21 protein-coding genes and 1 pseudogene are annotated in these 25,979 nt (G+C 71.5%); 6 read left to right on the top strand and 16 right to left on the bottom strand.

Annotated features, from left to right (window positions below):
- Positions 1 to 27: 27 nt before the first annotated feature.
- On the bottom strand, positions 28 to 2,760 hold the full coding sequence (ppc, locus tag ABZ386_RS31545) for a phosphoenolpyruvate carboxylase (RefSeq protein ID WP_351347610.1): 2,733 nt from the start codon (positions 2,758 to 2,760) through the stop codon (positions 28 to 30).
- A 294-nt stretch (positions 2,761 to 3,054) separates the two neighbouring features.
- Between ppc and ABZ386_RS31540 the strand changes: the two genes are divergently transcribed.
- Both ABZ386_RS31540 and ABZ386_RS31535 read left to right on the top strand, forming a co-directional pair.
- The gene (locus ABZ386_RS31540) at positions 3,055 to 4,074 is read left to right on the top strand and encodes a fatty acid desaturase (protein ID WP_351347608.1); all 1,020 of its coding nucleotides are present in this window, start codon (positions 3,055 to 3,057) and stop codon (positions 4,072 to 4,074) included.
- Positions 4,071 to 4,748 (top strand): TetR/AcrR family transcriptional regulator, encoded by a 678-nt coding sequence (locus ABZ386_RS31535; protein WP_114253471.1) that lies wholly within the window; start codon positions 4,071 to 4,073, stop codon positions 4,746 to 4,748. The genes ABZ386_RS31540 and ABZ386_RS31535 overlap by 4 nt, the downstream gene beginning before the upstream one ends.
- On the opposite strand, the pseudogene ABZ386_RS31530 reads toward ABZ386_RS31535, so the two are convergent.
- Both ABZ386_RS31530 and ABZ386_RS31525 read right to left on the bottom strand, forming a co-directional pair.
- Positions 4,745 to 4,931, bottom strand: a pseudogene (locus ABZ386_RS31530) (hypothetical protein). The gene ABZ386_RS31535 and the pseudogene ABZ386_RS31530 sit on opposite strands and share 4 nt — an antisense overlap.
- Before the next feature lie 19 nt (positions 4,932 to 4,950).
- Complete coding sequence (locus tag ABZ386_RS31525) at positions 4,951 to 5,766, bottom strand: trans-aconitate 2-methyltransferase (RefSeq protein ID WP_358966969.1); 816 nt, start codon at positions 5,764 to 5,766, stop codon at positions 4,951 to 4,953.
- 145 nt (positions 5,767 to 5,911) lie between these two features.
- On the opposite strand from ABZ386_RS31525, the gene tamR reads away from it, so the two are divergent.
- Positions 5,912 to 6,409 (top strand): MarR family transcriptional regulator TamR, encoded by a 498-nt coding sequence (gene tamR / locus ABZ386_RS31520; protein WP_114257445.1) that lies wholly within the window; start codon positions 5,912 to 5,914, stop codon positions 6,407 to 6,409.
- Here tamR and ABZ386_RS31515 read toward each other — a convergent pair.
- Positions 6,368 to 7,135 (bottom strand): response regulator transcription factor, encoded by a 768-nt coding sequence (locus ABZ386_RS31515; RefSeq protein ID WP_033312082.1) that lies wholly within the window; start codon positions 7,133 to 7,135, stop codon positions 6,368 to 6,370. The two genes, tamR and ABZ386_RS31515, sit on opposite strands and share 42 nt — an antisense overlap.
- A 303-nt stretch (positions 7,136 to 7,438) precedes the next feature.
- On the opposite strand from ABZ386_RS31515, the gene ABZ386_RS31510 reads away from it, so the two are divergent.
- Positions 7,439 to 7,897, top strand: a complete 459-nt coding sequence (locus ABZ386_RS31510) for a GNAT family N-acetyltransferase (protein ID WP_351347603.1) — start codon at positions 7,439 to 7,441, stop codon at positions 7,895 to 7,897.
- 91 nt (positions 7,898 to 7,988) lie between these two features.
- On the opposite strand, the gene galK is transcribed toward ABZ386_RS31510, so the two are convergent.
- Genes galK through galT form a run of 3 tightly spaced genes read right to left on the bottom strand, consistent with a single transcriptional unit; the run spans position 7,989 to position 11,200 of the window.
- Positions 7,989 to 9,152, bottom strand: a complete 1,164-nt coding sequence (gene galK, locus ABZ386_RS31505) for a galactokinase (protein ID WP_358966966.1) — start codon at positions 9,150 to 9,152, stop codon at positions 7,989 to 7,991.
- A gap of 27 nt (positions 9,153 to 9,179) precedes the next feature.
- Positions 9,180 to 10,142, bottom strand: a complete 963-nt coding sequence (gene galE, locus ABZ386_RS31500) for a UDP-glucose 4-epimerase GalE (protein WP_355714146.1) — start codon at positions 10,140 to 10,142, stop codon at positions 9,180 to 9,182.
- On the bottom strand, positions 10,139 to 11,200 hold the full coding sequence (gene galT, locus ABZ386_RS31495) for a galactose-1-phosphate uridylyltransferase (RefSeq protein WP_351347597.1): 1,062 nt from the start codon (positions 11,198 to 11,200) through the stop codon (positions 10,139 to 10,141). Before galT ends, galE begins: the two co-directional genes overlap by 4 nt.
- Positions 11,201 to 11,364: 164 nt before the next feature.
- Here galT and ABZ386_RS31490 point away from each other — a divergent pair, with 164 nt between their 5' ends.
- Positions 11,365 to 13,044, top strand: coding sequence for a sodium:solute symporter family protein (locus ABZ386_RS31490; RefSeq protein WP_355714142.1), 1,680 nt, complete (start codon positions 11,365 to 11,367; stop codon positions 13,042 to 13,044).
- Between the two features lie 20 nt (positions 13,045 to 13,064).
- Positions 13,065 to 13,382 carry a hypothetical protein gene (locus ABZ386_RS31485; protein ID WP_114253485.1) on the top strand — a complete coding sequence of 106 codons (318 nt, stop codon included), beginning with the start codon at positions 13,065 to 13,067 and terminating at the stop codon, positions 13,380 to 13,382.
- Positions 13,383 to 13,703: 321 nt separating this feature from the next.
- Here ABZ386_RS31485 and ABZ386_RS31480 read toward each other — a convergent pair whose 3' ends face one another.
- The 9 genes from ABZ386_RS31480 to ABZ386_RS31440 form a co-directional block, all read right to left on the bottom strand.
- Entirely contained in the window at positions 13,704 to 14,384 is a 681-nt protein-coding gene (locus tag ABZ386_RS31480; RefSeq protein ID WP_351347592.1) for a response regulator transcription factor, read from the bottom strand.
- Between the two features lie 240 nt (positions 14,385 to 14,624).
- Complete coding sequence (locus tag ABZ386_RS31475) at positions 14,625 to 16,397, bottom strand: PQQ-binding-like beta-propeller repeat protein (protein WP_358966962.1); 1,773 nt, start codon at positions 16,395 to 16,397, stop codon at positions 14,625 to 14,627.
- Between the two features lie 70 nt (positions 16,398 to 16,467).
- On the bottom strand, positions 16,468 to 18,255 hold the full coding sequence (locus ABZ386_RS31470; protein ID WP_358966959.1) for a PQQ-binding-like beta-propeller repeat protein: 1,788 nt from the start codon (positions 18,253 to 18,255) through the stop codon (positions 16,468 to 16,470).
- Positions 18,256 to 18,448: 193 nt separating this feature from the next.
- Entirely contained in the window at positions 18,449 to 20,257 is a 1,809-nt protein-coding gene (locus ABZ386_RS31465; RefSeq protein ID WP_358966956.1) for an ABC-F family ATP-binding cassette domain-containing protein, read from the bottom strand.
- A 71-nt stretch (positions 20,258 to 20,328) separates the two neighbouring features.
- Complete coding sequence (locus ABZ386_RS31460; RefSeq protein ID WP_356505635.1) at positions 20,329 to 21,570, bottom strand: ankyrin repeat domain-containing protein; 1,242 nt, start codon at positions 21,568 to 21,570, stop codon at positions 20,329 to 20,331.
- Positions 21,571 to 21,633: 63 nt separating this feature from the next.
- On the bottom strand, positions 21,634 to 22,533 hold the full coding sequence (locus tag ABZ386_RS31455) for a 4-(cytidine 5'-diphospho)-2-C-methyl-D-erythritol kinase (RefSeq protein ID WP_351347584.1): 900 nt from the start codon (positions 22,531 to 22,533) through the stop codon (positions 21,634 to 21,636).
- Complete coding sequence (gene rsmA / locus ABZ386_RS31450; RefSeq protein ID WP_351347582.1) at positions 22,530 to 23,417, bottom strand: 16S rRNA (adenine(1518)-N(6)/adenine(1519)-N(6))-dimethyltransferase RsmA; 888 nt, start codon at positions 23,415 to 23,417, stop codon at positions 22,530 to 22,532. Before rsmA ends, ABZ386_RS31455 begins: the two co-directional genes overlap by 4 nt.
- A gap of 85 nt (positions 23,418 to 23,502) precedes the next feature.
- Entirely contained in the window at positions 23,503 to 24,933 is a 1,431-nt protein-coding gene (locus ABZ386_RS31445; protein WP_356505639.1) for a ubiquitin-like domain-containing protein, read from the bottom strand.
- A gap of 130 nt (positions 24,934 to 25,063) precedes the next feature.
- Positions 25,064 to 25,945, bottom strand: coding sequence for a TatD family hydrolase (locus tag ABZ386_RS31440; protein ID WP_356505641.1), 882 nt, complete (start codon positions 25,943 to 25,945; stop codon positions 25,064 to 25,066).
- Positions 25,946 to 25,979 lie beyond the last annotated feature (34 nt).

Here is a 25,979-nt window from a genome sequence, read left to right as displayed (position 1 = left end):
GGGGCACGGTCGTGTCGGGGGTGTGGTTCAGCCGGTGTTGCGCAGGCCGGCCGCCACGCCGTTGACGGTGAGGAGCAGGGCGCGGGCGAGGAGCGGGTCGGGCTGTTCGCCGGCTGCTGCGGCGTCGCGCTGCCGCTTGAGGAGGGCGACCTGGAGGTAGGAGATGGGGTCGAGGTAGGCGTCGCGGATGGTGAAGGTCTGCTTGAGGACGGGCTGGGCGTCCAGCAGTTCCTGCTCGCCGGTGACGCGCAGGACTTCGGCGACGGTGAGTTCGTGTTCGGCCTTGATGGTGTCGAAGACGTGCTTGAGCTCGTCGGGGACGAGGGTGTCGACGTAGTGCTGGGCGATCCGCAGGTCGGTCTTGGCGAGGGTCATCTCGACGTTGGAGATGAAGTTGCGGAAGAAGTGCCACTGCTCGTGCATCTCGTCGAGGACGGTGTCGAGGCCGGCCTCGCGCAGGGCCTTGAGGCCGGAGCCGACGCCGAACCAGCCGGGGACGATCTGCCGGGACTGGGTCCAGCCGAACACCCAGGGGATGGCGCGCAGGCCGTCGAGCGAGACGCCGGAGCCGGGGCGGCGGGAGGGCCGGGAGCCCAGGTGCAGGTCGGCGAGCTGGTCCACCGGCGTCGACGCGAGGAAGTACGTCGGCAGGTCGGGGTCCTCGACGAGGCGGCGGTAGGCCGCGTGGGCGGCGTCGGAGACGACGTCCATGGCGGCGTCCCAGCGGGCGAGGGCCTCGGTGGACTGGCGGGGCGCGGTGTGCAGGGCGGACGCCTGGAGGGTGGCGGCGACCGTCAGTTCCAGGTTCTCGCGGGCCAGGGACGGGATGAGGTACTTGTCGGAGATGACCTCGCCCTGTTCGGTGACCTTGATCTCGCCTTCGAGGGTGCCCCAGGGCTGGGCGAGGATGGCGTCGTGGGTGGGGCCGCCGCCGCGGCCGACGGTGCCGCCGCGGCCGTGGAAGAGGCGCAGGCGCACCCCGTAGCGGTGGGCGACGTCGCGCAGGCGGCGCTGGGCGCGGTGGATCTCCCACTGGCTGGTGGTGATGCCGCCGAACTTGGAGGAGTCGGAGTAGCCGAGCATGACCTCCTGGACGTCTCCGCGCAGCGCGACCAGGCGCCGGTAGGAGGGGTCGGAGAGCATGTCCTCCAGGATGGTGTCGGCGGCCTTGAGCTCGTCGGTGGTCTCCAGCAGGGGGACGATGCCGATCTTGGCCCAGCCGGCGTGCAGGTCGATCAGTCCGGCCTCGCGGGCGAGGACGGCGGCGGCGAAGACGTCGTCGGCGCCCTGGCACATGGAGATGATGTAGGACTCGATGACCTCGGGGCCGAAGACCTCCAGGGCGCGCTTGACGGTCTGGAAGACGCCGAGGGTCTTCTCGCCGGGCGCGTCGACGGGTGCCGGGGTGGGGGCGAGGGGGCGCCGGGAGCGGAGTTCCTTGGCGAGGAGCTTTGCGCGGTACTCGCGGGGCATGTCGGCGTAGCGCCAGGATTCCTCGCCGAGGCGGTCGAAGAGCTGGCCGAGGGCGTGGTGGTGGGCGTCGGCGTGTTCGCGGACGTCCATGGTGGCGAGCTGGAGGCCGAAGGCGGCGAGGGTGCGGATGGTGCGGGCGAGGCGGCCGTCGGCGAAGAGGCCGCCGCGGTGCTCGCGGAGCGAGGTCTGGATGAGCCGCAGGTCGTCGAGGAGCTGGCTGGTGCCGAGGTAGTCGCGGCCGGGCTCGTGCGGGGTGCCCTTGGCGAGGCGCTGCTTGGTGTTCTCCAGCTTCTGCCGGATGCAGGTGGCCTTGAGCCGGTAGGGCTCCTCGGCGTTGAGGCGCTTGTAGCGGGGGCTGATCTCGGGGAGGTTGTCCAGGTCGGCGTGGAGGGAGCTCAGCAGTTCCTCGGTGGCGCCGGCGTAGCGGATGGAGTTCGACAGGAAGCCGCGCAGCTCGTCGATGGTCTCCAGGGCGTCGTTGATGCCGTGCTCGTGCTGGAGGATGAGGACGTCCCAGGTCACCTGGGGGGTGACGTTGGGGTTGCCGTCGCGGTCGCCGCCGATCCAGGTGCCGAAGGTGAGGGGGCGGGTGTCGTCGGGGAGCTTGACGCCGGCGCGCTCCAGCTCCGCGGTGAGGTCTTCCAGGACGTCGCCGACGGCGCCGGCGTGCAGTTCGTCCAGGTAGTAGATGGCGTTGCGGGCCTCGTCGGCGGGCTCGGGGCGGACGACGCGGAGTTCGTCGGTCTGCCAGACGAGGTCGATGTTCTCGGCCAGGCGGGTGTCGAGGCGGCGGCGGTCGGACTCGATGACCGGGGTCTCCAGGAGCGCGGCGATGCGCCGGAGCTTGTTCAGGACCGACCGGCGGGCGGCCTCGGTGGGGTGGGCCGTGAAGACGGGGCGGACGTTGAGGTTCCGGACCGTCTCGCGCAGGTGTTCGGGGTCGGCGTCCTTGAGGCGGTCGGCCGTCCGGGCGAGGAGTCCGCCCTCGGCGGCGCGGCGGGCGCGCAGCTCGCGGCCGCGGTGGACCTGCTCGGTGACGTTGGCGAGGTGGAAGTAGGTGGAGAAGGCGCGGACCAGCTTGGCCGCGGTGTCGAGTTCGGTGCCGCGCAGCAGCTCGGCGGCGGCCTCGCCGTCCTCTCGGGTGAGGCGGCGGACCTTCTCGACGAGTTCCAGCAGCTCGGGGCCCTCCTGCCGGACGAGGGTCTCCCCGAGGAGGTCACCCAGGCGGCGGATGTCGGCACGCAGCTCACTGCTCGTCGTCGTGGTCTGGTCGTCGGCACTGCTCACAGGTGCGGCTCCTTGCAGTGTTGAAGCTCGTCTGGGAGGGAACCCGGACGGCGTCTCGCGCGGCGGGCGCCGCTTACGGGGCCGGACGTCCGGGAAGAAATCAGAGCGGACCGCGCTGTCCGACCGACTCAAGGATAGGTGTCGGCCGGGACGCGCAGGCTGTCGGGCTCTTGCCGCGAAGCGACGCACTGCCATACTTACGATGCCGTAGGTTACGGAACCGTAGGAAGCACTGCACGGATTCCCGTGGCCCGGCGACTCCTTCTCCATTCACATACCCCCCAGGGGACGCGTATGACCAGTAGTTCCGACGTGATCGAGAACGCCCCGAAGGCGCCCGGTCAGACCACCGACGCCGCAGCGGACTCCGCGACGCTGGGCGGCGAGCAGAAGCGCTCCATCGAGCAGATCGCCCTCCTCCTCTTCATCACCGTCCCGTTCCTCGCACTGCTGGCGGCCGTGCCGCTGGCGTGGGGCTGGGGCGTGAGCTGGCTGGACCTCGGCCTGCTGGTGTTCTTCTACTACCTCGGGTGCCACGGCATCACGATCGGTTTCCACCGGCACTTCACGCACGGCTCCTTCAAGGCGAAGCGGCCGCTGAAGATCGCGCTGGCGATCGCGGGGTCGATGGCGGTGGAGGGCCCGCTGGTGCGCTGGGTGGCGGACCACCGCAAGCACCACAAGTTCTCCGACGCGGAGGGCGACCCGCACTCGCCGTGGCGGTTCGGCGAGACGCTCCCGGCGCTGATGAAGGGCCTGTGGTGGGCTCACATCGGATGGATGTTCGACGAGGAGCAGACGCCGCAGGAGAAGTACGCCCCGGACCTGGTCAAGGACAAGACGCTCCGCACCATCTCCCGCCAGTTCGTCCTGTGGACGGTGGTGTCGCTGGCGCTGCCGCCGCTGATCGGCGGTCTGGTCACGATGTCCTGGTGGGGCGCGTTCACGGCGTTCTTCTGGGGTTCGCTCGTCCGGGTGGCCCTGCTGCACCACGTGACCTGGTCGATCAACTCGATCTGCCACGCGGTCGGCAAGCGCCCCTTCAAGTCGCGTGACCGTTCGGGCAACGTGTGGTGGCTGGCGGTCCTGTCCTGCGGCGAGTCGTGGCACAACCTGCACCACGCGGACCCGACGTCCGCGCGGCACGGTGTGATGCGCGGCCAGCTGGACTCCTCCGCCCGGCTGATCCGCTGGTTCGAGATGCTCGGCTGGGCGTACGACGTGCGCTGGCCGTCACGCTCGCGTATCGATTCGCGCCGTAACACCGGGGAAGGCGGCTCCCCGCGCGGGAAGGAGCCCGTCGAGGCGGCATGATGGTCGCTGTGGCGACCGACTCGAGCAGCACCCCCAGCAATGACAAGCCGCGGCGAGTGCGTCGCACCCGGATGACCGGTGCCGAGCGCCGCCAGCAGCTGCTGGAGATCGGTCGCACGCTCTTCGCCGCGAAGGGTTTCGAGGGCACGTCGGTGGAGGAGATCGCGGCGAAGGCCGGGGTCTCCAAGCCGGTGGTGTACGAGCACTTCGGCGGCAAGGAAGGGCTGTACGCGGTGGTCGTGGACCGCGAGATGCGGCGCCTGCTGGAGATGGTCACCAGTTCGCTCACGGCCGGTCACCCTCGCGAACTGTGCGAACAGGCGGCCTTCGCCCTGCTGGACTACATCGAGGAGTACACGGACGGTTTCCGCATCCTGGTCCGTGACTCGCCCATCCCCCAGTCGACGGGGTCCTTCGCCTCCCTCATCTCGGACATCGCCACCCAGGTGGAGGACATCCTGGGCCGCGAGTTCAAGAGCCGCGGCTTCGACCCCAAGCTGGCCCCGCTGTACGCCCAGGCCCTGGTCGGCATGGTCGCCCTGACCGGCCAGTGGTGGCTGGACGTGCGCAAGCCGAAGAAGGCCGAGGTGGCCGCGCACCTGGTGAACCTGGCGTGGCACGGCCTGGACGGCCTGGAGGCCAAGCCGCATCTGATAGGGCGGCGCAAGGCCTAAAGGGGTTCGAGGAACTCCAGGCGGTTGCTGCCGACCGGGTCCCGCGAGTAGAACCGTTCATGACCCGCGCCGCCCGGAAGTCCTCCTCCGCCCCCAGGTGCAGCCGCACCTGCCCCGTCGGGCGAGCCCGGGCGGCTTCGGCTCCTCCGTCATCCCGAGGACACCGGCCTGGAACGCCCGCAGCCGCTCCCGGCGGTGATCATCAGCCCTCCTTGCGCGCCACGGCGAACACCCGGCGGAACGGGAACGGCGTGCCGTGCGGGCCGGCCGGATAAGCAGCGCGCAGGGCCGCCCGGTACTCGGCGAGAAAGTCCTCCCGCGCCTCGGGGTCGTCGGCGAGCGCGGTCAGCACGGGCCGCAGGCCGGTCCCCCGCACCCAGTCGAGCACCGGGTCCTCGCCCTGGAGGAGATGGATGTACGTCGTCTCCCACGCGTCGGCCGTGCAGCCGAGGCCCGTGAGGTGCTCCATGTAGGCCTCGGGGGTGAGGACGGCGTCGGCGTGGCGCAGGGTGCCGGCGAGCCGGCCGCGCCAGCGCGGTGAGCCGGCGAGTTCGCGCATGAGCCGGTGGCTGGGGGCCTCGAAGTTCCCGGGCACCTGGAAGGCGAAGGTACCGCCCGGTTTCAGCCCGGTCACCCAGTCGCCGAACCGCTCGACGTGCCCCGGCACCCACTGGAGGGTGGCATTGCTGAGGATCAGGTCGTAGGGCTCCTCGGGCGTCCAGGTGCGGGCGTCGGCATGGGCGAAGTCCAGGTGCCCACCGCCCGGGGTGGGGCCCTCGTGCTCGACGTGGGCCCGGTCGAGCATCTCGGGCGAGTTGTCGTAGCCGGTGATCCGGGCGGTGGGCCAGCGCTCGGCGAGCAGCGTGGTGACGTTGCCGGGGCCGCAGCCGAGGTCGGCGACGCGGGGCGGCTCGTCGGGCAGGCCGGGGACGCGGGCGAGGAGGTCGACGAAGGGCCGGGCGCGGTGGCCGGCGTGGCGCAGGTACTGGGCGGGGTCCCAGGTGGCGGCTGCGGGCATGGGTCCTCCTGGTGTCCTTCGGGGTGCCCGTACGACGGCGCGCACGGGACGGGACGCACACTCAGCGTGACCCTCGATATATCTCGATGTCAAGATAATGGACGTCAAGAGACTCTACATCGACACAACCACTACACTGATCGTCATGGAGGACGAGGTCGACCGGCTGGTCGCAGCATGGCGCCGCGAGCGCCCGGACCTCGACGTGGAACCGCTCGAGGTGCTCAGCCGCGTCAGCAGACTGGCCCGGCATCTGGACCGGGCCCGCCGGCTGGCCTTCTCGGAGCACGGCCTGGAGCCGTGGGAGTTCGACGTCCTGACGGCCCTGCGCCGCGCGGGCACGCCGTACCAGCTCTCGCCCGGACAGCTCCTCACCCAGACCCTGGTCACGTCGGGCACGATGACGAACCGCATCGACCGCCTGGCCAAGAAGGGCCTGGTGGAACGCCTCCCCGACCCCAGTGACCGCCGGGGCGTCCTGGTCCGGCTGACGGACGAGGGCCGCGACCGCGCGGACCAGGCCCTGGCCGGTCTGCTCGACCAGGAGCGCGCGATCCTCGCGGAGCTGTCCCGCGCCCAGCGCAGCGAACTGGCGGCGCTGCTACGCCAGCTGACCGCCCCGTTCGACAACATCCCCGGCTAGGTCGACGGGCCCGACCCCGGCCCGCCGGGCCAGGGCGACGGCGGCGAGGGTCGAGTGGACACCGAGCTTGCCCAGGACGTTCTGCATATGCGTCCGCACGGTGTGCGGTGACAGATACAGGCGCTCGGCGACGGCCTTGCGCCCCAGCCCCGCCACCATGCACCGCAGCACTTCCCGCTCACGCGGAGTGAGGGACTCCACGAGCCGTTCGCTCTCGGTGCGGTGCTTGCGGGCGGCGGTGAGCTCCCGCAGGACGCCGGTCAGCAGGGCGGGCGGCAGATGGGTCTCCTCCCGCAGCACGCCCCGGATGACGGTGAGCAGCCGGGACAGCGAGCAGTCCTTGGCGACCCAGCCGGAGGCCCCGGCCTGCAGCGCGAGCGCCGCCCGCCGCGGGTCGTCCTTCTCGGCGAGCACGACGATCCGTACGTTCGGCTGCGCGGACCGCACGCCCGTGACGAGGGAGATCCCGTCGACGAGCCCGTCCTCGTTGCCCTCCTGCACGGGGACGGCCGGCCGGGCGCCCGGCACCTTGCCGCCCAGATCGGCGTCCACGAGCAGTACGTCGAACCGGCGCCCCTCGGCGACCGCCCGCTCCAGGCTGCGCAGCGCGGCGGGGCCGCTGCCGGCCGCGGAGACGTCGACATCAGGCTCGGCGGCCAGGGCCGCGGCGAGTGACTCGGCGAAGATGCGATGGTCGTCGACGACCAGGACTCGGATGCGAACCACGTAACCCCCTTCCCCACGCTCCTGAAGAGCAGGGGATACCCCATCGTCGGCAGACGACACCGCGCGGGTACGACGCCGGAGTGTCAGAGCCGCTGCGGTTGTCCGTCCGTCCTCGCCGCAGTCTGGCCGGGCGCCGCAGCCGCACGGCCGCCGCCGTGCAGAAACCGCTACCCCCACCCCGGGCGTCGTACCCGGCTGTCTCGCCCCCTGATCGGCACCGGCCCCCACCGGTGCTGTTCATCAGGGTACGGGCGGGGGCCCGGAGCGGAAGGTTATTTGCAGAACTGACTGTCCGACGCGTTTATGGTGTGCCGCATGTTCCGTCTTGAGACAGAAGTCGACAAGGCCCGACGTGATCTGCTCCGCACACGCCTGCGGGACGCGAATACAGCCGCCTCCCCGATCCTGCGCGCCCTGCGCGGAACACCGGACGAACGGGACGTCCCGTTGCACGTGTGGGCTGTGAACGACACGGACGACGACCTGGCCGGCGGACTGGTCGGTTACACCTGGGCGACCTGGCTGCACGTCACGTACCTATGGGTGGACGAACGCCACCGGGGCCGGGGGCTGGGAGCCCGCCTGCTCGCGGAGGCGGAACACCTCGCCACCACCCGGCGCGCCTGCCGCGCGTCCCGCCTGGAGACCTGGGACTTCCAGGCCCCGCGCTTCTACGAGAAGCAGGGGTACGAGGTGGTGTGCGCGGTGCCGGACTATCCGCCGGGGATCACGGAGTACCTGCTGGTGAAGAAGCTGGGCTGAACACGCCTTGCGGTGGTCGTGGCCGGCCCTCCCCCACCTGGACCGTACGCCAGTTCGTTGGAGGGAGGGCGCCGCTCTCGTCGTGGTGGGGTCAGTGGAGGCGGTGGGCGCCTGGTGACGGGACCGCCTCGAAGACGCGGGGGGTCGTGAAGTTCGCCGCGGCGAAGGCCTCCGTCACCGCCTTGGTGATGGCGTCCACGTCCGCCTCCTCCGCCAGGACGATCGCCGAGCCGCCGAAGCCGCCGCCGGTCATGCGGGCGCCCAGGGCGCCGGCGGCGAGGGCCGTGTCGACGGTCAGGTCGAGTTCGGGGCAGGAGATGCGGAAGTCGTCGCGCAGGGACGCGTGGCCTTCGACCAGGACCGGGCCGATCGCGCGGGTCTTCCCCGACTCCAGCAGCGAGACGACCCGTTCGACGCGCTCGTTCTCCGTGACGATGTGGCGGACCAGGCGGCGGACCTCCTCCTCGTCGCCCAGGCGGGCCAGGGCCGCGTCCAGGTCCGCGTAGGGGACGTCCCGCAGGGCGTCGACGCCCAGCAGGGCCGCGCCCTTCTCGCAGCCCGCGCGGCGCTTGCCGTACTCGCCCTCGCTGTGGGAGTGCTTGACCTGGGTGTCGACCACGAGGAGGCGCATGCCCTCCGCGGCCAGGTCGAAGGGGATCTGCTTCTGGGAGAGGTCGCGCGTGTCGAGGAACAGCGCGTGGCCGGACTCGCAGCACGCCGACGCCGTCTGGTCCATGATGCCGACCGGGGCACCCACGTAGACGTTCTCCGCGCGCTGGCACAGGCGGGCCAGCTGCCAGCCCCGCAGGCCGAGGGAGAACAGGTCGTTCAGGGCCAGTGCGACCACGACTTCCAGGGCCGCCGACGACGACAGGCCCGCGCCCGACGGGACCGTGGAGGCCAGGTGGACGTCCGCGCCCGTGACCGCGTGGCCGGCCTCGCGCAGCGCCCAGACCACGCCCGCCGGGTACGCCGTCCAGTTCTTGTCCGACTCGGGGGCGAGGTCGTCGAGGCGGAGTTCGGTGACTCCGCCCTCCACGTCCGCCGAGTGCAGCCGCAGGACGCCGTCCTCGCGGGGTGACACCGCCGCCACCGCCGTGTGCGGGAGGGCGAACGGCATGACGAAGCCGTCGTTGTAGTCCGTGTGCTCGCCGATGAGGTTGACGCGGCCCGGCGCCGCCCACACGCCCTGCGGCGCGGTTCCGTACAGCTCAGCGAACCGCTCGGCGACCTTCTCGGCAACAGCCTCGCTCATGCCCTGACCCCTGACCTTCCGTACGTACTAGTTGCCGCGCCGCTGCGCGAAGTCCCACGCGTCGGCGACGATTCCCGCGAGATCCGCGCGGGACGGGTTCCAGCCCAGCTTCTCGCGGGCCGTGGCGGCCGATGCCACCAGGACCGCCGGGTCGCCGCCCCGGCGGGGAGCGACCACTTCCGGGATCGGGTGGCCGGTCACGCGGCGGACCGTCTCGATGACCTCGCGGACGGAGAAGCCGTTGCCGTTGCCGAGGTTGCAGATCAGGTGCTCGCCGGGGGCCGCCGCCTTGAGGGCCAGCAGGTGGGCCTCGGCCAGGTCCGCGACGTGGATGTAGTCGCGCACGCAGGTGCCGTCGGGCGTCGGGTAGTCGTCGCCGAAGACGGAGATCGCGTCCCGGCGGCCCTGCGCGACCTGGAGGACCAGGGGGATGAGGTGGGACTCGGGGTCGTGGCGCTCGCCGTACTCGCCGTACGCCCCGGCCACGTTGAAGTAGCGCAGCGAGACCGCGCCGAGGCCGTGGGCGGCCGCCTCACCGGTGATCATGTGGTCGACGGCGAGCTTGGAGGCGCCGTAGGGGTTGGTCGGGGAGGTGGGCGCCGACTCGACGATCGGGACCTGCTCCGGCTCGCCGTACGTGGCGGCCGTCGAGGAGAAGACGAGCTTGCGGACGCCCGCCTCGCGCATCGCGGCCAGCAGGGCCATCGTGCCGCCGACGTTGTTGTCCCAGTACTTCTCCGGCTTCACGACCGACTCGCCGACCTGCGAGAACGCCGCGAAGTGCAGGACGCCGTCGAAGGAGGGGTCCAGCCACTTGGCCGCGTCGCGGATGTCGCCCTCGATGAAGGCGGCACCGGCCGGGACGCCCTCGCGGAAGCCCGTGGAGAGGTTGTCGAGGACGACGACCTCGTGACCGGCCTCCAGCAGGTGCTGGGCGACCACGCTGCCGACGTAACCCGCCCCGCCCGTCACCAGGTACTTCCCGCTCATGAACTCGCTACCTCTCGCAGTCGCTCGGCCGCGCGCTCCGGCGGCACGTCGTTGATGAACACGTTCATGCCGGACTCGGAACCCGCGAGGTACTTCAGCTTGCCGGAAGTGCGGCGGATGGTGAAAAGCTCGAGGTGGAGCGCGAAGTCCTCGCGCACGACGCCGTCGAACTCCTCCAGCGCGCCGAACGGGGCCTGGTGCCAGGCCGCGATGTAGGGCGTCGGGGGCTCGTTCTCACCGAAGATCCGGTCGAAGCGCCTCAAGAGTTCCAGATACATCTTGGGGAACTCTGTGCGCGCCTCCTCGTCCAGGCCGAGCAGGTCGGGCACGCGGCGCTTGGGGTACAGGTGGACCTCGTACGGCCAGTGCGCCGCGTACGGCACGAAGGCCACCCAGTGTTCACCCTCCAGGACGACCCGCTCGTCGGCGAGTTCCCGCTCCAGGACGGCGTCGAAGAGGTTCTCCCCGCCCGTCATCTCCTTGTGGGTCGCGACCGAGCGGAGCATCAGGGCGGTGCGCGGGGTGGTGAAGGGGTAGGCGTAGATCTGCCCGTGCGGGTGCTGGAGCGTCACGCCGATCTCGGCGCCCCGGTTCTCGAAGCAGAACACCTGCTCGACGGAGGGAAGATGGGACAGCTCCGAGGTACGGTCCGTCCACGCCTCCAGCACCAGGCCGGCCTGCTCCTCGGTCAGGCTGGCGAAGGACGCGTTGTGGTCGGAGGTGAAGCAGACGACCTCGCAGCGGCCGGAGTCGCCGGCGAGCGAGGGGAAGCGGTTCTCGAAGACGACGACGTCGTACGACGAGTCCGGGATCTCGCTCAGCCGGTCGCCCTCGGAGGGGCACAGGGGGCACTCGTCGGCCGGGGGGTGGTAGGTGCGGCCCTGGCGGTGCGAGGCGATGGCGACGGAGTCGCCGAGCAGGGGGTCGCGGCGGATCTCGGACGTGGTGACGGTGCGGTCCAGCGGGCGGCGGTCGGCCGCGCCGCGCACGCTGTCGTCACGCAGGTCGTAGTAGATGAGCTCGCGACCGTCGGCCAGCCGGGTCGAGGTCTTCTTCACGCCGGACTCCTCATCCTTCAAACATAACCGAACATATCAAAACACCAGCCTCCTCAATCGTCAACATCACAATCCAACAAAGAGCATCAACAGAAGTGTTCAGTCACTGAACGCAGAGGCGTAGATTCCGCCAGGTATCGGTTCACGCACCTAAGCGAGGGCTAGTGCATACCCCCACACATCTGGCAGCCGAGCTGCGACTCCCCACGAACTGGCTCGACTACACCATCCTCGGCATCTACTTCGTCGTCGTCCTCGGCATCGGCTTCGCCGCCAGACGCTCGGTGAAGACCAGCCTCGACTTCTTCCTCTCCGGCCGTTCCCTGCCCGCCTGGGTCACCGGTCTCGCGTTCATCGCCGCCAACCTCGGCGCCACCGAGATCCTGGGCATGGCCGCCAACAGCGCGCAGTACGGCGTCTACACCACCCACTGGTACTGGATCGGCGCCATCCCCGCCATGGTCTTCCTCGGCCTGGTGATGATGCCCTTCTACTACGGCTCCAAGGTGCGCTCGGTCCCCGAGTTCCTGCTGCTGCGCTTCGACAAGGCGGCGCACCTGCTCAGCTCCGTCCTCTTCGCCTTCGCCGCGATCCTCATCGCCGGCGTCAACCTCTACGCCCTCGCCATCGTCGTCGAGGCGCTGCTGGGGTGGCCGGAGTGGGTGGCGATCGTGGTCGCCGGCTTCTTCGTGCTGGCGTACATCACGCTCGGCGGTCTGTCCTCGGCGATCTACAACGAGGTCCTGCAGTTCTTCGTGATCCTCGCCGCGCTCATCCCCATCACCGTGCTCGGCCTGAAGTCGGTCGGCGGCTGGGACGGGCTCTCCGACAAGCTCACCGCGCAGCACGGCGGCGACTTCATGACCTCCTGGGGCGGCACCGGCATCGGCAGCGACAACCCGCTGGGCGCGAACTGGCTGACGATCGTCCTGGGCCTCGGTTTCGTGCTCTCCTTCGGCTACTGGACGACGAACTTCGCCGAGGTGCAGCGCGCCCTGTCCGCGAAGAACCTCTCGGCGGCCCAGCGCACGCCGCTGATCGCCGCGTTCCCGAAGATCTTCATCGTGTTCCTGGTGATGATCCCGGGCCTGGTCGCCGCGGCTCTGGTGCCGAAGATCGGTACGGCCGGCTCCGACCTGCAGTACAACGACGCGATCCCCTACCTGATGGAGCAGCTCCTGCCCAACGGCGTGCTCGGTATCGCCGTGACGGGTCTCCTGGCGGCGTTCATGGCGGGCATGGCGGCCAACGTGTCGTCGTTCAACACCGTGTTCACGACGGACATCTGGGCGAAGTACGTCGTGAAGGACCGGGAGGACGAGTACTACGTGCGCTTCGGCCGCCTGATCACCGCGATCGGCGTGCTCGCCTCCATCGGCACGGCGTTCCTGGCGTCGTCCTTCTCCAACATCATGAGCTACCTCCAGACGCTGTTCTCCTTCTTCAACGTGCCGATGTTCGTGGTCTTCATCATCGGCATGTTCTGGAAGCGGGCGTCGATGAAGTCGGGCTTCTGGGGCCTGATCGCCGGCACGACCGCGGCCATGGTCAACTACTTCGTCATCTACAAGGAGGGCATCATCGACATCCCCTCCGACCAGGGCGCCAACTTCGTCTCCGCGATCGCGGGGTTCGTCGCGGGCGCGGTCGTCATGGTGGCCGTGTCGCTCTTCACCGCGCCGAAGCCGGTCGAGGAACTCCAGGGGCTGGTCTACGGCACGACCTCGCCCGGCATGGCGGAACCGCCGGCGCCGGGGGACGAGGCCTGGTACCGCAAGCCGGCGCTGCTGGGCTGGGGTGCGGTCGTGCTGGCCGCGGCCTGCTACATCCCGTTCTCGTTCTGACGTGTGGAGGTTGACGGAACATGTCCGAGTTCTACTCCGAGAAGGACGTGCAGCGGGAAGTCACCGAGCTGCAGGGCAAGTCGGCGACCGCCGCGCGGCTGTTCGACATCCGGCGGATCATCGGTGGGCTGTTCGTGGTGTACGGCGTGATCGTCACGATCGCGGGGTTCACGGCGTCGGATGCCGACATCGACAAGGCGGAGGGCGTCAATATCAACCTGTGGACCGGGTTGGGGATGCTCGCACTGGGGTTGTTCTTCCTGGTGTGGCTGAAGCTGAGGCCGGTGGCGCCGGCGCCGCCGGGGGTTGAACCGGAGGGTGATGAGCGGGTGGAGTAGCTGGGCGTTGACTGGCGCTCGGCGTCGGTGCTGAGGCCGGGTGGGTGCGCAACTCGGCGCGACGAGCTGCCGCTGCGCCCACCCGTGCCGCCCCCAGCGGCACGCATGCCCGCAGCCAGGGCGGCAAGGCGACAGCCACGACACGCCCGCACCCGCCGTACTACGCAAGGGGACGTGTCGGGGGGTGTCCGCCCGCAGCGGTTGGCGCGTCAACGCCAGTCAGTCGGCGCGCAAGTCGATCGCGCCGTTCCGAGGACGAACACCCCCCGGCGCGGCCCCGACCCACAACCGGCGAGAAGGCGAAGACGCGCGGCTCACGGCTTACGGCTCCCGCCGCACCGGCCCCGCCCGGTCCAGCAACCCCGTGCGGGCCGCCAGGGCCGCTGCCTCCAGGCGGGAGCCGACGCCGAGTTTCATCAGGACCCGTTGGACGTGCGTGCGGGCCGTGGACGGTGCGATGCCCATGCCCGCCGCGATCAGGCGGGTGTCCTCGCCGTCCGCGACGCGGACCAGGACCTCGACCTCCCTCGGCGTGAGCATGGACAGCAACCGCTGCCCCTCGTCGTCCGGCTGCGCCGCCGGGTTCAGCAACTCGCTGAACGCGCCCTGCAGCAGTTGCGGCGCCACCGCCGCCTCCCCCGCCCGCGCCTTCATGATCGCCCGCTCGACACCCTCTATGCGTTCGTCATGCCGGACATACCCGGACGCCCCCGCCGCGAACGCCGCCGCGATGCCCCGCGGGCTCGGCACCGGGCCCAGCACCAGCACCGCCACCTGCGGCCGCTCCCGCTTGATCTTCACCACCGGGTCGAAGATCCCCGGCTCCGCCGGCGCGGCCGTCCCCAGCAGGCACACCTCCGGCGCCCGCGTGATCACCAGCTCCGCCGCCCCCGCCGCCGGCGCCGCCGCGGCCAGCACCCGGTGCCCCCGCAGTTTCAGCGCCGAGGCCAGCGCCTCCGCCAGCAGTCGGTGGTCGTCGACCACCATGAGCCGCACTCCCATCGAGCAACCCCCCAGTCACCCCGGTCCCCCCAAATGGAAGCCCCCCGGCTCCCCCGCCTTCATGCCCCCGGAAGCTACACGCTTGTTCGACGTTGCGCTCCCCCTACCGGCGAGAATCGCCCCGGATCGCCGAAATTCCTCTCATTCGAGGTTGACTGAGCCAAACGCGAACGACCCCGCCCCTGAACAGGGACGGGGCCGCATCAGCCACCGGTCGATCAAGAACCGGTCACCGGATGATCAGCTCGTACCGAAGCCGACCGCGAGGTACTCCTTGTCACGGCCGGCGGACCGCTTGCTCGCGTACACCTTGGACATGTACAGCTGCCCGCCGCCGTACAGGAACTCGGAGTACTCGGGCGACATGCTGGTCTCCACGTCCCGCACCTGGTCCGACGCCGGGTTCTCCAGCAGCTTCGTCTCCTTGAAGCTGCCCCCGTCGATGCTCACGACCTGCCCGCCCTTGTCGTAGGGCGGCCGCTTGTACGCGATCAGGTTGCCGCCGTCCATCCGCAGCGGCGAGATCGTGTAGCCGTCCCCGGCGTCCGCGCGCTGCCCGGTCTGCTTGCCGGTGGCGAGGTCGAAGGCGACGATCTCGTTGGTCTGGCTGTACTCGCCGGTGCCGTCGTGCTCCTCGGTCGGCAGGTACAGCCGGTCGTTGCCGACGGCCAGCAGGTTGCAGTACTCGATGCGGGTGATGCCCTCGCAGCGCGCCGCGAACTGCTCGCCCGGCGCGGAGATGCGCGTGCGCAGCTTGCCGGTCTTGTTGTCGATGGAGAAGAAGTCGGAGATGCCGCTGCCGTCGCCCGCGGAGTCGCCGACGTCGGCGGCCACGACCAGCGGGTTGGTCGACACGATGCTCGCGTACTCGATGCCCTCGGCCATCTTGTACTCCGAGATCACCTTCCCGGACTTCGGGTCGATGGTCTGGATGTGCAGCTGCCGCTGGCCGTACGTGCCGCACTTGCGCACCGCGACGAGCTTCTCGCCGCCGCCGTACCCGGCGTCGTAGCAGGTGTCGGTCGGCTTCGGGCTCCACAGGAGCTTGCCGGAGACGTCGAAGGCGGCGCCGCCGCTGGTGCTGCCGACGGCGACCGTCTTCCCGCTGATCGTGACGTTGTCGAAGTTGATCAGATCGTCACCGGTCTTGACGGTCTTGGTCCACAGCTTCTTGCCCGCATCGAGGTCGATCACCGCGAGCTGGCTGCACCCGTGCGACGGGTCCGCCTTGGTCGGCATCGCGGGCTGGTAGAGGATCGCCGTCTTGTTGTCGTCGGTGACGTGGCGGCTGGCCTGGCAGACCGGGCCGGCCAGCGGGATCTTCCACAGCTCGCCGCCCTTGTCGCGGTCGTAGCCGACGATCTGGGCGATGCCGCTCTTGACGTACGCCTTGTCGGTGAGCCAGGAGCCGGAGACGACGACCGTGCTGTCGTTCTTCACCTCGGGCGCCGGGACCTGGAAGAGGACGCGGGCGCTGGGGTCGGCCGGGGCCTTCTCCTCGCCGGAGGTGGTGCCGCCCTTGTTGTCGCCCGAGCCGCCGGTACCGCCGCCGGTGCCGGCCGTGTCGTCCTTCTTGCCGTCGTCCGCGCCGGAGTTGGCGTACCAGACACCGCCGCCGATGATCAGGGCGATCGCCACGACCGCGGCGACGATGATGGCCAGCTGCGCGTTGAACCTGCCCCCGCCGCCGCCCGGCGGTCCGGGCTGCGGCTGGAGCGGCATGGTCTGATGCGGATAGCCGTAGCCGGGCGGCTGCTGCCCGTACCCGGGCTGCCCGTACCCCGGCTGCCCGTAGGGTGCCTGCGGCGGCTGACCGGGGTAGCCGTAACCGGGCGGTGCCTGCGGCGGCTGCGGGGCCTGCGGCGGCTGGGGTGCCTGCGGCGCGCCCTGCGGGTAGCCGTACCCCTGCTGGGGCTGCGCCGGCGGAGGCGTCTGCGGGGGCTGGCCCGGGGGCGGCCCGAAACCGCCTGACTGCGGGGGCTGCTGGGGTGGCGGAGGCGGCGGCTGGGTCATGACGTGAGCACCTCGGGGAGGGGGACGGGCGGCGGGTACGAACGACAGAGAGAAGGGGAAGGGAGAGGAGTCACTTGCCGTAGGCGAGCATCAACTTCTCCTTGGTGTCGTCGTTTCCGCTCAGCCGGGTGGTCGAGATGTAGAAGCGCCCGTCGACCCAGTCGATGTCCTTGGAGAAGAAGCTGTCCTCGATGTCCGCCGCGCCCCGCGGGTTCTGCAGCAGCTTGACCGGCTTGTGGCTGCCGCCGCCGGTCGGGATGGCCACGATCTGGCCGCCCGCGTCGTACGAGGGCTGCACGTAGGCGATGAGCTTTCCGCCCTCGGTCTTCATCGGCAGCATCGACTCGTCGGCCGGGGACTTCACGCGCCACTTCTCCTTGCCGTTCGCGAGGTTGACCGCGACGATCTCGTTGGCGCCGGTGGTCGCCTCGGTCGGCAGGTAGAGCGTGGTGTCGTCGACGGCGACGCCCTGGCAGCCCGTGAGGTCGCGCTCCAGGATGGCCCAGCCGCACTCGGGGGCGAAGTCCTCGTCGAAGGCGACCTGCGAGCGGAACTTGCCGCCGGAGGTGAAGGTGGAGATGTTCCAGGCCTTCTTGTCCTCGTTGGTGCTGTAGATGACCAGCGGGCTGACCGAGTAGGTGCGCGCGACGCGCCAGCCCTTGTCGAACGGCTGGGTCCACTTCGCCTTGCCGGTGCGCGGGTCGAGCTCCTGCACCTCGTCGTGCTCCTTGTCGGTGCCCGCACCGCAGGAGGAGACGGCGATGAGCTTCTCGCCGCCGGCGAACGCGGCGGGGAAGCAGGCGTTGCCGTAGCGCTTCTTGTCGAAGAGCTTGTCGCCGTTGGTCACGTCGTACGCCGTGCCGGACTGGGAGCGGCCGACCATCAGGGTCTTGCCGGTGATGGACAGTTCGACGGAGAGCGTGGAGTCGAACAGGGCGCCGTCGGCGACCTTCTCGGTCCAGCCCTTCTTGCCCGTGTCGAGGTCGACCTCCTGCAGCTGGTTGCACTTGGCGCGGTCGCTGCTGCCGCTCATGTACGCGACGACGATCTTGCCGTCGGAGGTCTGCTGCGGGGTGGTCGCGCAGATCTTGTGGGGGAAGGTGATGGCGTCCCAGGCCGGCTTGCCGTCACCGACGTTGTAGGCGACGAGCTGCTTGTACGCCGCCTTCACCGCCGTCTTGCCGGTGATCCACATGCCGGGGGCCTCGGCGCCGGAGCCGGGCGCGTCGGGCGCCTCCTTGTACCAGAGGACCCTGGCCTCGCCCGCCTGGCGGCCCTCGTTGAGGTTCTCCGGGTCCTCGCCGCCGTCGCCGCTGCCGTCACCGGGGTTGACCGGTCCGGTGGCGTCCGGCTTGGCGTCGTCGCTCGCCTGGGCGACCGGCTTCTTCTGCCCCTCGCCGGAGTCGCCGCCGGTGACCGCCCACACCGTGCCGCCGACCACGAGCAGCGCGGCGACGGCCGCGCCGATGACGAGGGCCGGCTTGCCCTTGAAGGGGTTGCGGGAGCCGCCCGGGGGCGGGGTGCCGGGCGCGCCCGGGTACTGCGGCTGCTGCGGGTAGCCGTAACCGGGCTGGCCGTAGGGGCCCGGCTGCTGGGGCTGGCCGTACGGGCCTGACTGCTGGGGCTGGCCGTACGGACCCGGTTGCTGCGACTGGCCGTAGGGGCCGGAGTTGTACGGTCCGGGCTGGCCGTACGGCCCGGGCTGCTGCGGGGGCTGCTGCGGGTAGCCGTACCCCGGCTGCGGCGGGCCCTGGGGCGGTGGCGGGGTCTGCGGTGCTCCGTGACCTCCGCCCTGCGGCGGCTGGTCCTGCGGTGCTCCGAAGCCACCGTGCGGTGGCTGACTGGGCGGCTGAGTCATCAGTCGCTCCCCCCGTTCGATCACTGATTTTTAGCCACGCCCTGAGGTACGCGATGGGCTCAGAGTCGCTTCATAAAGTTCTCAGACGGCTCTTTCTATCACCCGGTACCGACAGCACACCGGGCCGTGTCATCCCCTGTTCCCAAGGGAGGACCGGCCCGTGATGCCGTTGTTATGCGCCTTCACGCACCCTTCACGCGTCCTCGGCGAGTTCCAGCCAGCGCAGCTCCAGCTCCTCGCGCTGACCGGCCAACTCGCGCAGCTCGGCGTCCAGTTCGGCCACCTTCGCGAAGTCCGTGGCGTTCTCGGCGATCTGGGCGTGCAGCTTGGTCTCGCGCTCGGAGACCTTGTCGAGCTGCCGCTCGATCTTCTGCAGCTCCTTCTTGGCGGCGCGCTGGTCGGCGGCGCTCTTCTCCGGGGCGGCGGTCTGCGGCGCGGCGGCGGGGGCGGAGGCGGCCGCGGCCTCCTCCATGCGCTGCCGTCGCTCCAGGTACTCCTCGATGCCGCGCGGCAGCATCCGCAGGGCGCCGTCGCCGAGCAGCGCGAACACCCGGTCGGTGGTGCGCTCGATGAAGAACCGGTCGTGGGAGATGACGATCATCGAGCCGGGCCAGCCGTCGAGGACGTCCTCCAACTGCGTCAGCGTCTCGATGTCGAGGTCGTTGGTGGGCTCGTCGAGGAAGAGGACGTTGGGCTCGTCCATGAGCAGGCGCAGCAGCTGCAGCCGCCGCCGCTCACCGCCGGACAGGTCCCCCACCGGCGTCCACTGCTTCTCCTTGGTGAAGCCGAACGTCTCGCACAGCTGCCCGGCGGTCATCTCGCGCCCCTTGCCGAGGTCGACGCGCTCGCGCACCTGCTGCACGGCCTCCAGCACGCGCGTGTTCGGGTCGAGTTCGGCGACCTCCTGGGAGAGGTAGGCCAGCTTCACGGTCTTGCCGACGCGGACGCGTCCGCCGGCCGGCTGGGCCTCGCCGTCGGTCCGGGCCGCCTCGGCCATGGCCCGCAGCAGGGACGTCTTCCCGGCGCCGTTGACGCCGACGAGGCCGATCCGGTCGCCGGGTCCGAGCTGCCAGGTGACGTGCTTGAGGAGGACCTTGGGGCCCGCTTGGACGGTGACGTCCTCCAGGTCGAACACGGTCTTGCCGAGCCGGGAGGACGCGAAGCGCATCAGCTCGCTGCTGTCCCGGGGCGGGGGCACGTCCTTGATGAGCTCGTTGGCGGCCTCGACGCGGAAGCGCGGCTTGGACGTCCGGGCCGGTGCCCCGCGGCGCAGCCAGGCCAGTTCCTTGCGGACGAGGTTCTGCCGCTTGACCTCCTCGGTGGCGGCGATGCGCTCGCGCTCGGCCCGGGCGAAGACGTAGTCCGAGTAGCCGCCCTCGTACTCGTAGACCGCGCCGCGCTGGACGTCCCACATGCGCGTGCACACCTGGTCCAGGAACCAGCGGTCGTGGGTGACGCAGACCAGCGCCGAGCGGCGGTTCTGCAGGTGCCGGGCGAGCCAGGCGATGCCCTCGACGTCGAGGTGGTTGGTGGGCTCGTCCAGGACGAGCAGGTCCTGCTCCTCGATGAGCAGCTTGGCGAGCGCGATGCGGCGGCGCTCACCGCCGGACAGCGGGCCGATGACCGTGTCGAGCCCCTTGGGGAAGCCCGGCAAGTCGAGGCCGCCGAACAGGCCGGTCAGCACGTCCCTGACCTTGGCGTCACCGGCCCACTCGTGGTCGGCCATGTCGCCGATGACCTCGTGCCGCACGGTCGCCTCGGGGTCGAGGGAGTCGTGCTGGGTGAGCACGCCGAGGCGCAGGCCGCCGGAGTGGGTGACGCGCCCGGTGTCGGCGTGCTCCTGCTTGGCGAGCATCCGGATCAGCGTGGTCTTGCCGTCGCCGTTGCGGCCGACGACGCCGATGCGGTCCCCCTCGGAGACGCCGAGGGAGATGCCGTCGAGCAGGGCACGGGTGCCGTACACCTTGCTGACGTTCTCGACATTGACCAGGTTGACGGCCATTTCGCTCCTGACGAGGGGGATGGATCGACCCTCCAGGGTAGTCGGGCGGCGGGGTGCTCCGGCCGGGGTGTTCAGGAGGGCCCGGCGGCTTCCCTTCGGCGCTGGTACCGCCACACGTCCAGCAGCCGCTCGTCGAACGGCAGCTTGTCGTCGCGGGGGCCGATCCGGTGCTCGGCCTCCACGCAGCGCGGGTCGTCGCGCACGGCCAGGCCGGACACGGCACAGATGCGGATCTCCTGCCGCTCGTCGTGGGTGAGGGCGACCAGCGTGTCCCCCACCTCGGGCTCGTGCCCCCGGTAGTGCGCGAGCCAGTGGCACACCGCCTCACGTACGCCGGGGTCCTCGTCGCGGGCCAGGGTGCGCACCGCGGTGAGGCTCTCGGGGCCGGCCAGGGACCGGCCGTCCTCGGACTGGCCGAGGGTTCCCGGCACCAGGGCCCGCACCCTGGGGTCCGGGTGGCCGAGGTGGGACAGTCCGACGGCCTCGATCTCCGGGGCGCTGTCGTGGGTCATCGCATGGAGGATCACCGCCAGCACCTCCGGGTCCTCCTCCTGCTCGGCCCAGGGCACGAGTTCCCGCCCGCGTTCCCAGAACGGGGCGCGTCCCTTTTCGATGTCCCCGATGATCAGCGACAGCAGCAGGTCGGCGGCGAGCAGGCGGTGCGCCCGGTCGGGGTGGTTGAGCAGGTCCCTGCTCCACTGCCAGGTCTCCTCGTCGACCCGGCGGCCGAGCGTGAACACCACGTCCGACCACACGACGTGGTCCCGGTCGGGGTGGGCCAGGGCCCGCGCGACGAGTTCGTCGAAGGGGGTGCGGATGCCGTAGCGGGCCTCCATGGAGGTGAGGATCGCCCGGTGTTCGTCGCGCACGGTCAGCCCGCCGAGGGTGAGCTGCTCGCACCACCAGCCGACCTCGTCGTCCTCGACCCGGATCCGCTCGGCGGGCCCGGTGAGGCCGGTGAGCCGGCGCAGCTCCGCCTCCACGCCCGCCTCGGTCCAGTGCCGGGCCCGGGCCAGCAGCCCCTCGCGCTCCGGCGCGGGGAGCGGCACCCGGTGGGTGGCGAGCGCGTAGACCATGTGAGAGGACCCGCCGTCCACGGCCCGCAGCAGCGGGGTGCTCCCGTCGGGCAGCCGGCGCAGGGGGTCGGCTCCGGCCTCCAGCAGCGCTTCGGCCACGGGTTCGTCGTACGCCGCCACCGCCCGGCACAGGACCGGGAGGCCGTCGTCGAGGGTGTCGGGGTCGGCCCCGGACTCCAGGAGGGACCGGACCTCCTCCGCGTCTCCGCGCCGTACGGCCGCGACCAGTTCTTCCACGCGTCTCCCCCGTTCCGGACAACCGGGGGAGCCTAAGCGCGGGGAACCGCCCGCCGCACGGGATTAACGCCCCGCGACCGTCGCCCCCGGCGCCGGGCCCGAGGCCGTCCGTACGGTCCGGCACGTGCCGGAGGCCACCAGCGCCTGTGCCACCGCGGCCGCCGACTCGGGGTCGCGGACGAGGAACGCCGTGGTCGGGCCGGAGCCGGAGACCAGGGCGGCGAGGGCACCGGCGGCGCGGCCGGTGGCCAGGGTGCCGGCGAGTTCCGGGAAGAGGGAGAGGGCGGCGGGCTGGAGGTCGTTGGAGACGGCCGCGGCGAGCGCGTCCGGGTCGCCCTTGGCGAGCGCGGCGAGAAGTTCCTGTGAGGCGACGGGCTCGGGGATGTCGGTGCCCTCGCCGAGCCGGTCGAACTCGCGGAAGACCGCCGGGGTGGACAGGCCGCGGCCGGCCATGGCGAACACCCAGTGGAAGGTGCCGCCGACCTCCAGGGGTGTCAGCCGCTCGCCCCGCCCGATGCCGAGGGCCGCCCCGCCGACCAGGCTGAACGGCACGTCGCTGCCCAACTCGGCGCAGATCTCCAGGAGTTCCTCCCGGGAGGCGCCGGTCTCCCACAGCGCGTCGCAGGCGACCAGGGCGCCGGCGCCGTCCGCGCTGCCGCCCGCCATGCCGCCGGCGACGGGGATGTCCTTGGTGATGTGGACGTGGACGTCGGGGCTGCGGCCGTACCGCTCGGCCAGCGCGATCGCGGCGCGCGCGGCGAGGTTCGTCCGGTCCAGGGGGACCTGGTCGGCGTCGGGGCCCTCGCAGGTGACGCGGAGTGCGTCGGCGGGGGTGACGGTGATCTCGTCGTAGAGGCCGACCGCGAGGAAGACGTTGGCGAGGTCGTGGAAGCCGTCGGGGCGGGCGGCGCCGACCGCCAGCTGGACGTTGACCTTGGCGGGGACGCGGACCGTGACGCTCACGCGGGCTCCTTCTCCTTGTGCCGGTTCGCCTGGTGCTCGGCGATACGCGCGAACTCTTCCACGGTCAGCGACTCGCCCCGGGCCTGCGGCGAGACCCCGGCGGCGACGAGGGCCTCCTCGGCGGCGGCGGCGGAGCCGGCCCAGCCGGCGAGCGCGGCCCGCAGCGTCTTGCGGCGCTGGGCGAAGGCGGCGTCGACGACGGCGAAGACCTCGGCCTTCGTGGCCGTCGTCCTGATCGGCTCGGTCCGGCGGACCAGGGAGACCAGGCCGCTGTCCACGTTGGGCGCGGGCCAGAACACGTTCCGTCCGATGGCTCCGGCGCGCTTGACCTCGGCGTACCAGTTGGCCTTGACCGAGGGGACGCCGTAGACCTTCGAGCCGGGCGGTGCGGCGAGGCGGTCGGCGACCTCCGCCTGGACCATGACGAGGGTGCGGTCGATGGTCGGGAAGGTGTCGAGCATGTGCAGCAGGACCGGGACGGCCACGTTGTAGGGGAGGTTGGCGACCAGCGCGGTCGGGGCGGGGCCCGGCAGCTCGGTCACGTGCATCGCGTCGGAGTGGACGAGGGCGAACCGGTCGGCGCGCTCGGGCATGCGGGCCGTGATGGTCGCGGGCAGCGCGGCGGCGAGCACGTCGTCGATCTCCACGGCCGTGACGCGGTCGGCGACCTCCAGCAGCGCGAGGGTGAGGGACCCGAGCCCCGGGCCGACCTCGACGACGACGTCGTCGGGGCGGACCTGTGCGGTGCGGACGATACGGCGGACCGTGTTCGCGTCGATCACGAAGTTCTGTCCGCGTTGCTTGGTGGGGCGCACGCCGAGGGCTGCCGCGAGTTCGCGGATGTCGGCGGGGCCGAGGAGGGCGTCGGGGGTGGGGCTGGTCACGGGGACAAGGGTACGGGGGGTTTCGTGCGGGCCTGCGGCCACGGGCCTGCCCGTACGGCCACAGCCTGCCCGCGCGGCCACGGGCCTACCCGTGCAGCCGCCCCCCGCAGTGCGGCCACGGGCTGGCGCCCCGCCGCACGTACAGCTTCTTCGCCCGGTACGTCTGCTCCGCCGCCGGGGCGTCCTGGGGGCGGCCCCGGCCGCCGAGGGCCTGCCAGGTGTGGGTGTCGAACTGGTAGAGGCCGCCGTACGTGCCCGACGGGTCGACCGCGTCGGGGCGGCCGCCGGACTCGCAGGCCGCGAGGCCCTGCCAGTCGAGGTGGTCGGCGCCCTGCACGGACGCCGGGCGCGGCTTGGTGCCGACCTTCACCAGCTGCGGGCGGGGTTCGCGCACCACCTCGGACCTGACCCGGCGCGGCTTCTGCTTGACGCCGTTGACCGTGCGCAGCGCGTAGGTGACCCGGCGCAGGCCCGGCTCGCCCGCGCGCTCCACGACCTCCGTGCCCTTGAAGAGGGTCGGGTCCTGCGTCCGCCGCACCTGGAAGGGGATCACCTCCTCGCGGACCTCCTTGCCGCCGGTGATGCGCAGCACCGTGACGGTCTGCCCGTCGCGCGGGAAGCTGCCCTGCGGGACGGACGTGGTGTCCTGGCCGCGCAGGGTGATCCCGGCCTCCGCCACGGCCTCCCGCACGGTCGCCGCGTTGGTGCGCACGGTCCGGGCCCGGCCGTCCGCCATGATCGTGACCGTGCGCTCGGTCCGTACGTCCAGCGCGAGCCCCTCGCGTCCGATGCGCCGGGAGCGCGCGGCGGAGACGTACGCGCCCTCCTGCCGCACGCCCAGCTGCCGCAGCGCCCCCTCCACCGTGCGGGCCGTCGTCCACACCTCGCGCCGGTGGCCGTCGAGGGTGAGCCGGACCGGGCGGGCGTAGTGCACGGCCACCTCGTCACCGCTGGTGATCTCCGTGCCGGGGCCGGGCGCCACCACGTCGTGGGCGCCGATCTCGACGCCCTCCTCCGCGAGCAGTTCGGTGACGTCGTCGGCGAAGGTGTGCAGGGTGCGCGCCTTGCCGTCGACGTTCAGCTCGATGGCCTTGTCCTTGGCGACGAACGCCGTGGTGCCGCCCGCGAGGAAGGCGACGACCAGGGCCTGCGGGAGGAGCCGTCGCATGGAACCGTCCGGGCGCTCGGCGTACCGCGTCTTGCGCCGGCGCGCGGACCTGCGGTGCGAGCCGGTGCGCGACGCGGCACGCGATCCGGCTCGCGCCTCCGCACCCGGCTCGGCGCGCACGGGCGCCGGCTCGTCGTCCGGGGCGCCCTGCCGCGGCAGCGCGGGCAGGGTCGGCGCCTCGTAGGCGGGCCGGTAGGTGTCGTCGTAGGCACCCGGTGTGCCGGCCGTCCCGTACCCGAGCGTGTCGGCGCTGTGCAGGTCGGCGGGCGGTGCGTCGAAACCGCCGTACGCCGGGTCCGCGTAGGCCGGGCCGTAGGTCTCGTACGTCTCGTACTGCGCGTTGCTCACGCCGACACGCTCCAGGGGCCGGAGGGGGTCCAGAGGGGTCCGGATCGGGCCCCCAGAACCTAGCGGAGCGGCCGTCACTCTCCAAAGCGACGCGACTACGCACAGTCGTGCGGTGAGGTGGACGCCGGGGTCAGTACCCGAACGCGCGTGCCGTGTTCGCGCCGAGCGCGGTGGCCAGCGTGTCCTCGTCGACGCCGCGTACGGCGGCCATGGCCCGCACCGTGATCGGCACCAGGTACGGGGCGTTGGGCCGCCCGCGGTAGGGCACCGGCGTGAGGAAGGGCGCGTCCGTCTCCACGAGGAGCAGCTCCAGCGGGGCCACCGCCACCGCGTCCCGCAGGTTCTGGGCGTTCTTGAAGGTGACGTTGCCGGCGAAGGACATGAAGTAGCCCGCGCTCGCGCAGATCTCCGCCATCTCGGCGTCGCCGGAGTAGCAGTGGAAGACGGTCCGCTCGGGGGCGCCCTCCTCCTTCAGCACGCGCAGGACGTCGGCGTGGGCCTCGCGGTCGTGGATCACCAGGGCCTTGCCGTGCCGCTTGGCGATCTCGATGTGGGCGCGGAAGGAGCGCTCCTGCGCCTCCTTGCCCTCGGGCCCGGTGCGGAAGTAGTCGAGGCCGGTCTCCCCGACGCCCTTGACCTGGGGCAACGCGGCCAGCCGGTCGATCTCGGCGAGCGCGTCGTCCAGCGCCGCCTGGCCGCCGGGCTCGCGCGCGCCCTGCCGGGACCAGCCGTCGGGGTCGCCGTGGACGATGCGGGGCGCCTCGTTCGGGTGCAGGGCGACCGTCGCGTGGACGGCGTCGTACGCGGCGGCCGTCTCGGCCGCCCAGCGGGAGCCCTTCAGGTCGCAGCCGACCTGCACGACGGTCGTCACTCCGACCGACGCCGCCTTGGCCAGCGCCTCCTCGACCGTGCCGGACTGCATGTCCAGGTGGGTGTGGGAGTCGGCGACCGGCACCCGGAGGGGGTCCGGCAGCGGGGGCGCGGCGTGCTTGTCGGAGTCGTTCGCAGGCATGCCCCGATCCTACGAAAGCCGTTTTCCGCGATCC

The organism is Streptomyces sp. NPDC006140 (genome assembly GCF_040628815.1).
Classification (GTDB): Bacteria; Actinomycetota; Actinomycetes; order Streptomycetales; family Streptomycetaceae; genus Streptomyces.
The sequence above is the reverse complement of the archived record's forward strand: the minus strand, read 5'-3'. Positions and strand labels throughout refer to the sequence as shown.

Excerpts from the sequence above, each read along its gene's own strand:
- ABZ386_RS31540 (WP_351347608.1), top strand. The coding sequence starts at position 3,055 with ATGACCAGTAGTTCCGACGTGATCGAGAACGCCCCGAAGGCGCCCGGT.
- ABZ386_RS31535 (WP_114253471.1), top strand. The coding sequence starts at position 4,071 with ATGATGGTCGCTGTGGCGACCGACTCGAGCAGCACCCCCAGCAATGAC.
- ABZ386_RS31525 (WP_358966969.1), bottom strand. The coding sequence starts at position 5,766 with ATGCCCGCAGCCGCCACCTGGGACCCCGCCCAGTACCTGCGCCACGCC.
- tamR (WP_114257445.1), top strand. The coding sequence starts at position 5,912 with ATGGAGGACGAGGTCGACCGGCTGGTCGCAGCATGGCGCCGCGAGCGC.
- ABZ386_RS31510 (WP_351347603.1), top strand. The coding sequence starts at position 7,439 with ATGGTGTGCCGCATGTTCCGTCTTGAGACAGAAGTCGACAAGGCCCGA.
- galK (WP_358966966.1), bottom strand. The coding sequence starts at position 9,152 with ATGAGCGAGGCTGTTGCCGAGAAGGTCGCCGAGCGGTTCGCTGAGCTG.
- galE (WP_355714146.1), bottom strand. The coding sequence starts at position 10,142 with ATGAGCGGGAAGTACCTGGTGACGGGCGGGGCGGGTTACGTCGGCAGC.
- ABZ386_RS31485 (WP_114253485.1), top strand. The coding sequence starts at position 13,065 with ATGTCCGAGTTCTACTCCGAGAAGGACGTGCAGCGGGAAGTCACCGAG.
- ABZ386_RS31480 (WP_351347592.1), bottom strand. The coding sequence starts at position 14,384 with ATGGGAGTGCGGCTCATGGTGGTCGACGACCACCGACTGCTGGCGGAG.
- ABZ386_RS31475 (WP_358966962.1), bottom strand. The coding sequence starts at position 16,397 with ATGACCCAGCCGCCGCCTCCGCCACCCCAGCAGCCCCCGCAGTCAGGC.
- ABZ386_RS31470 (WP_358966959.1), bottom strand. The coding sequence starts at position 18,255 with ATGACTCAGCCGCCCAGTCAGCCACCGCACGGTGGCTTCGGAGCACCG.
- ABZ386_RS31465 (WP_358966956.1), bottom strand. The coding sequence starts at position 20,257 with ATGGCCGTCAACCTGGTCAATGTCGAGAACGTCAGCAAGGTGTACGGC.
- ABZ386_RS31440 (WP_356505641.1), bottom strand. The coding sequence starts at position 25,945 with ATGCCTGCGAACGACTCCGACAAGCACGCCGCGCCCCCGCTGCCGGAC.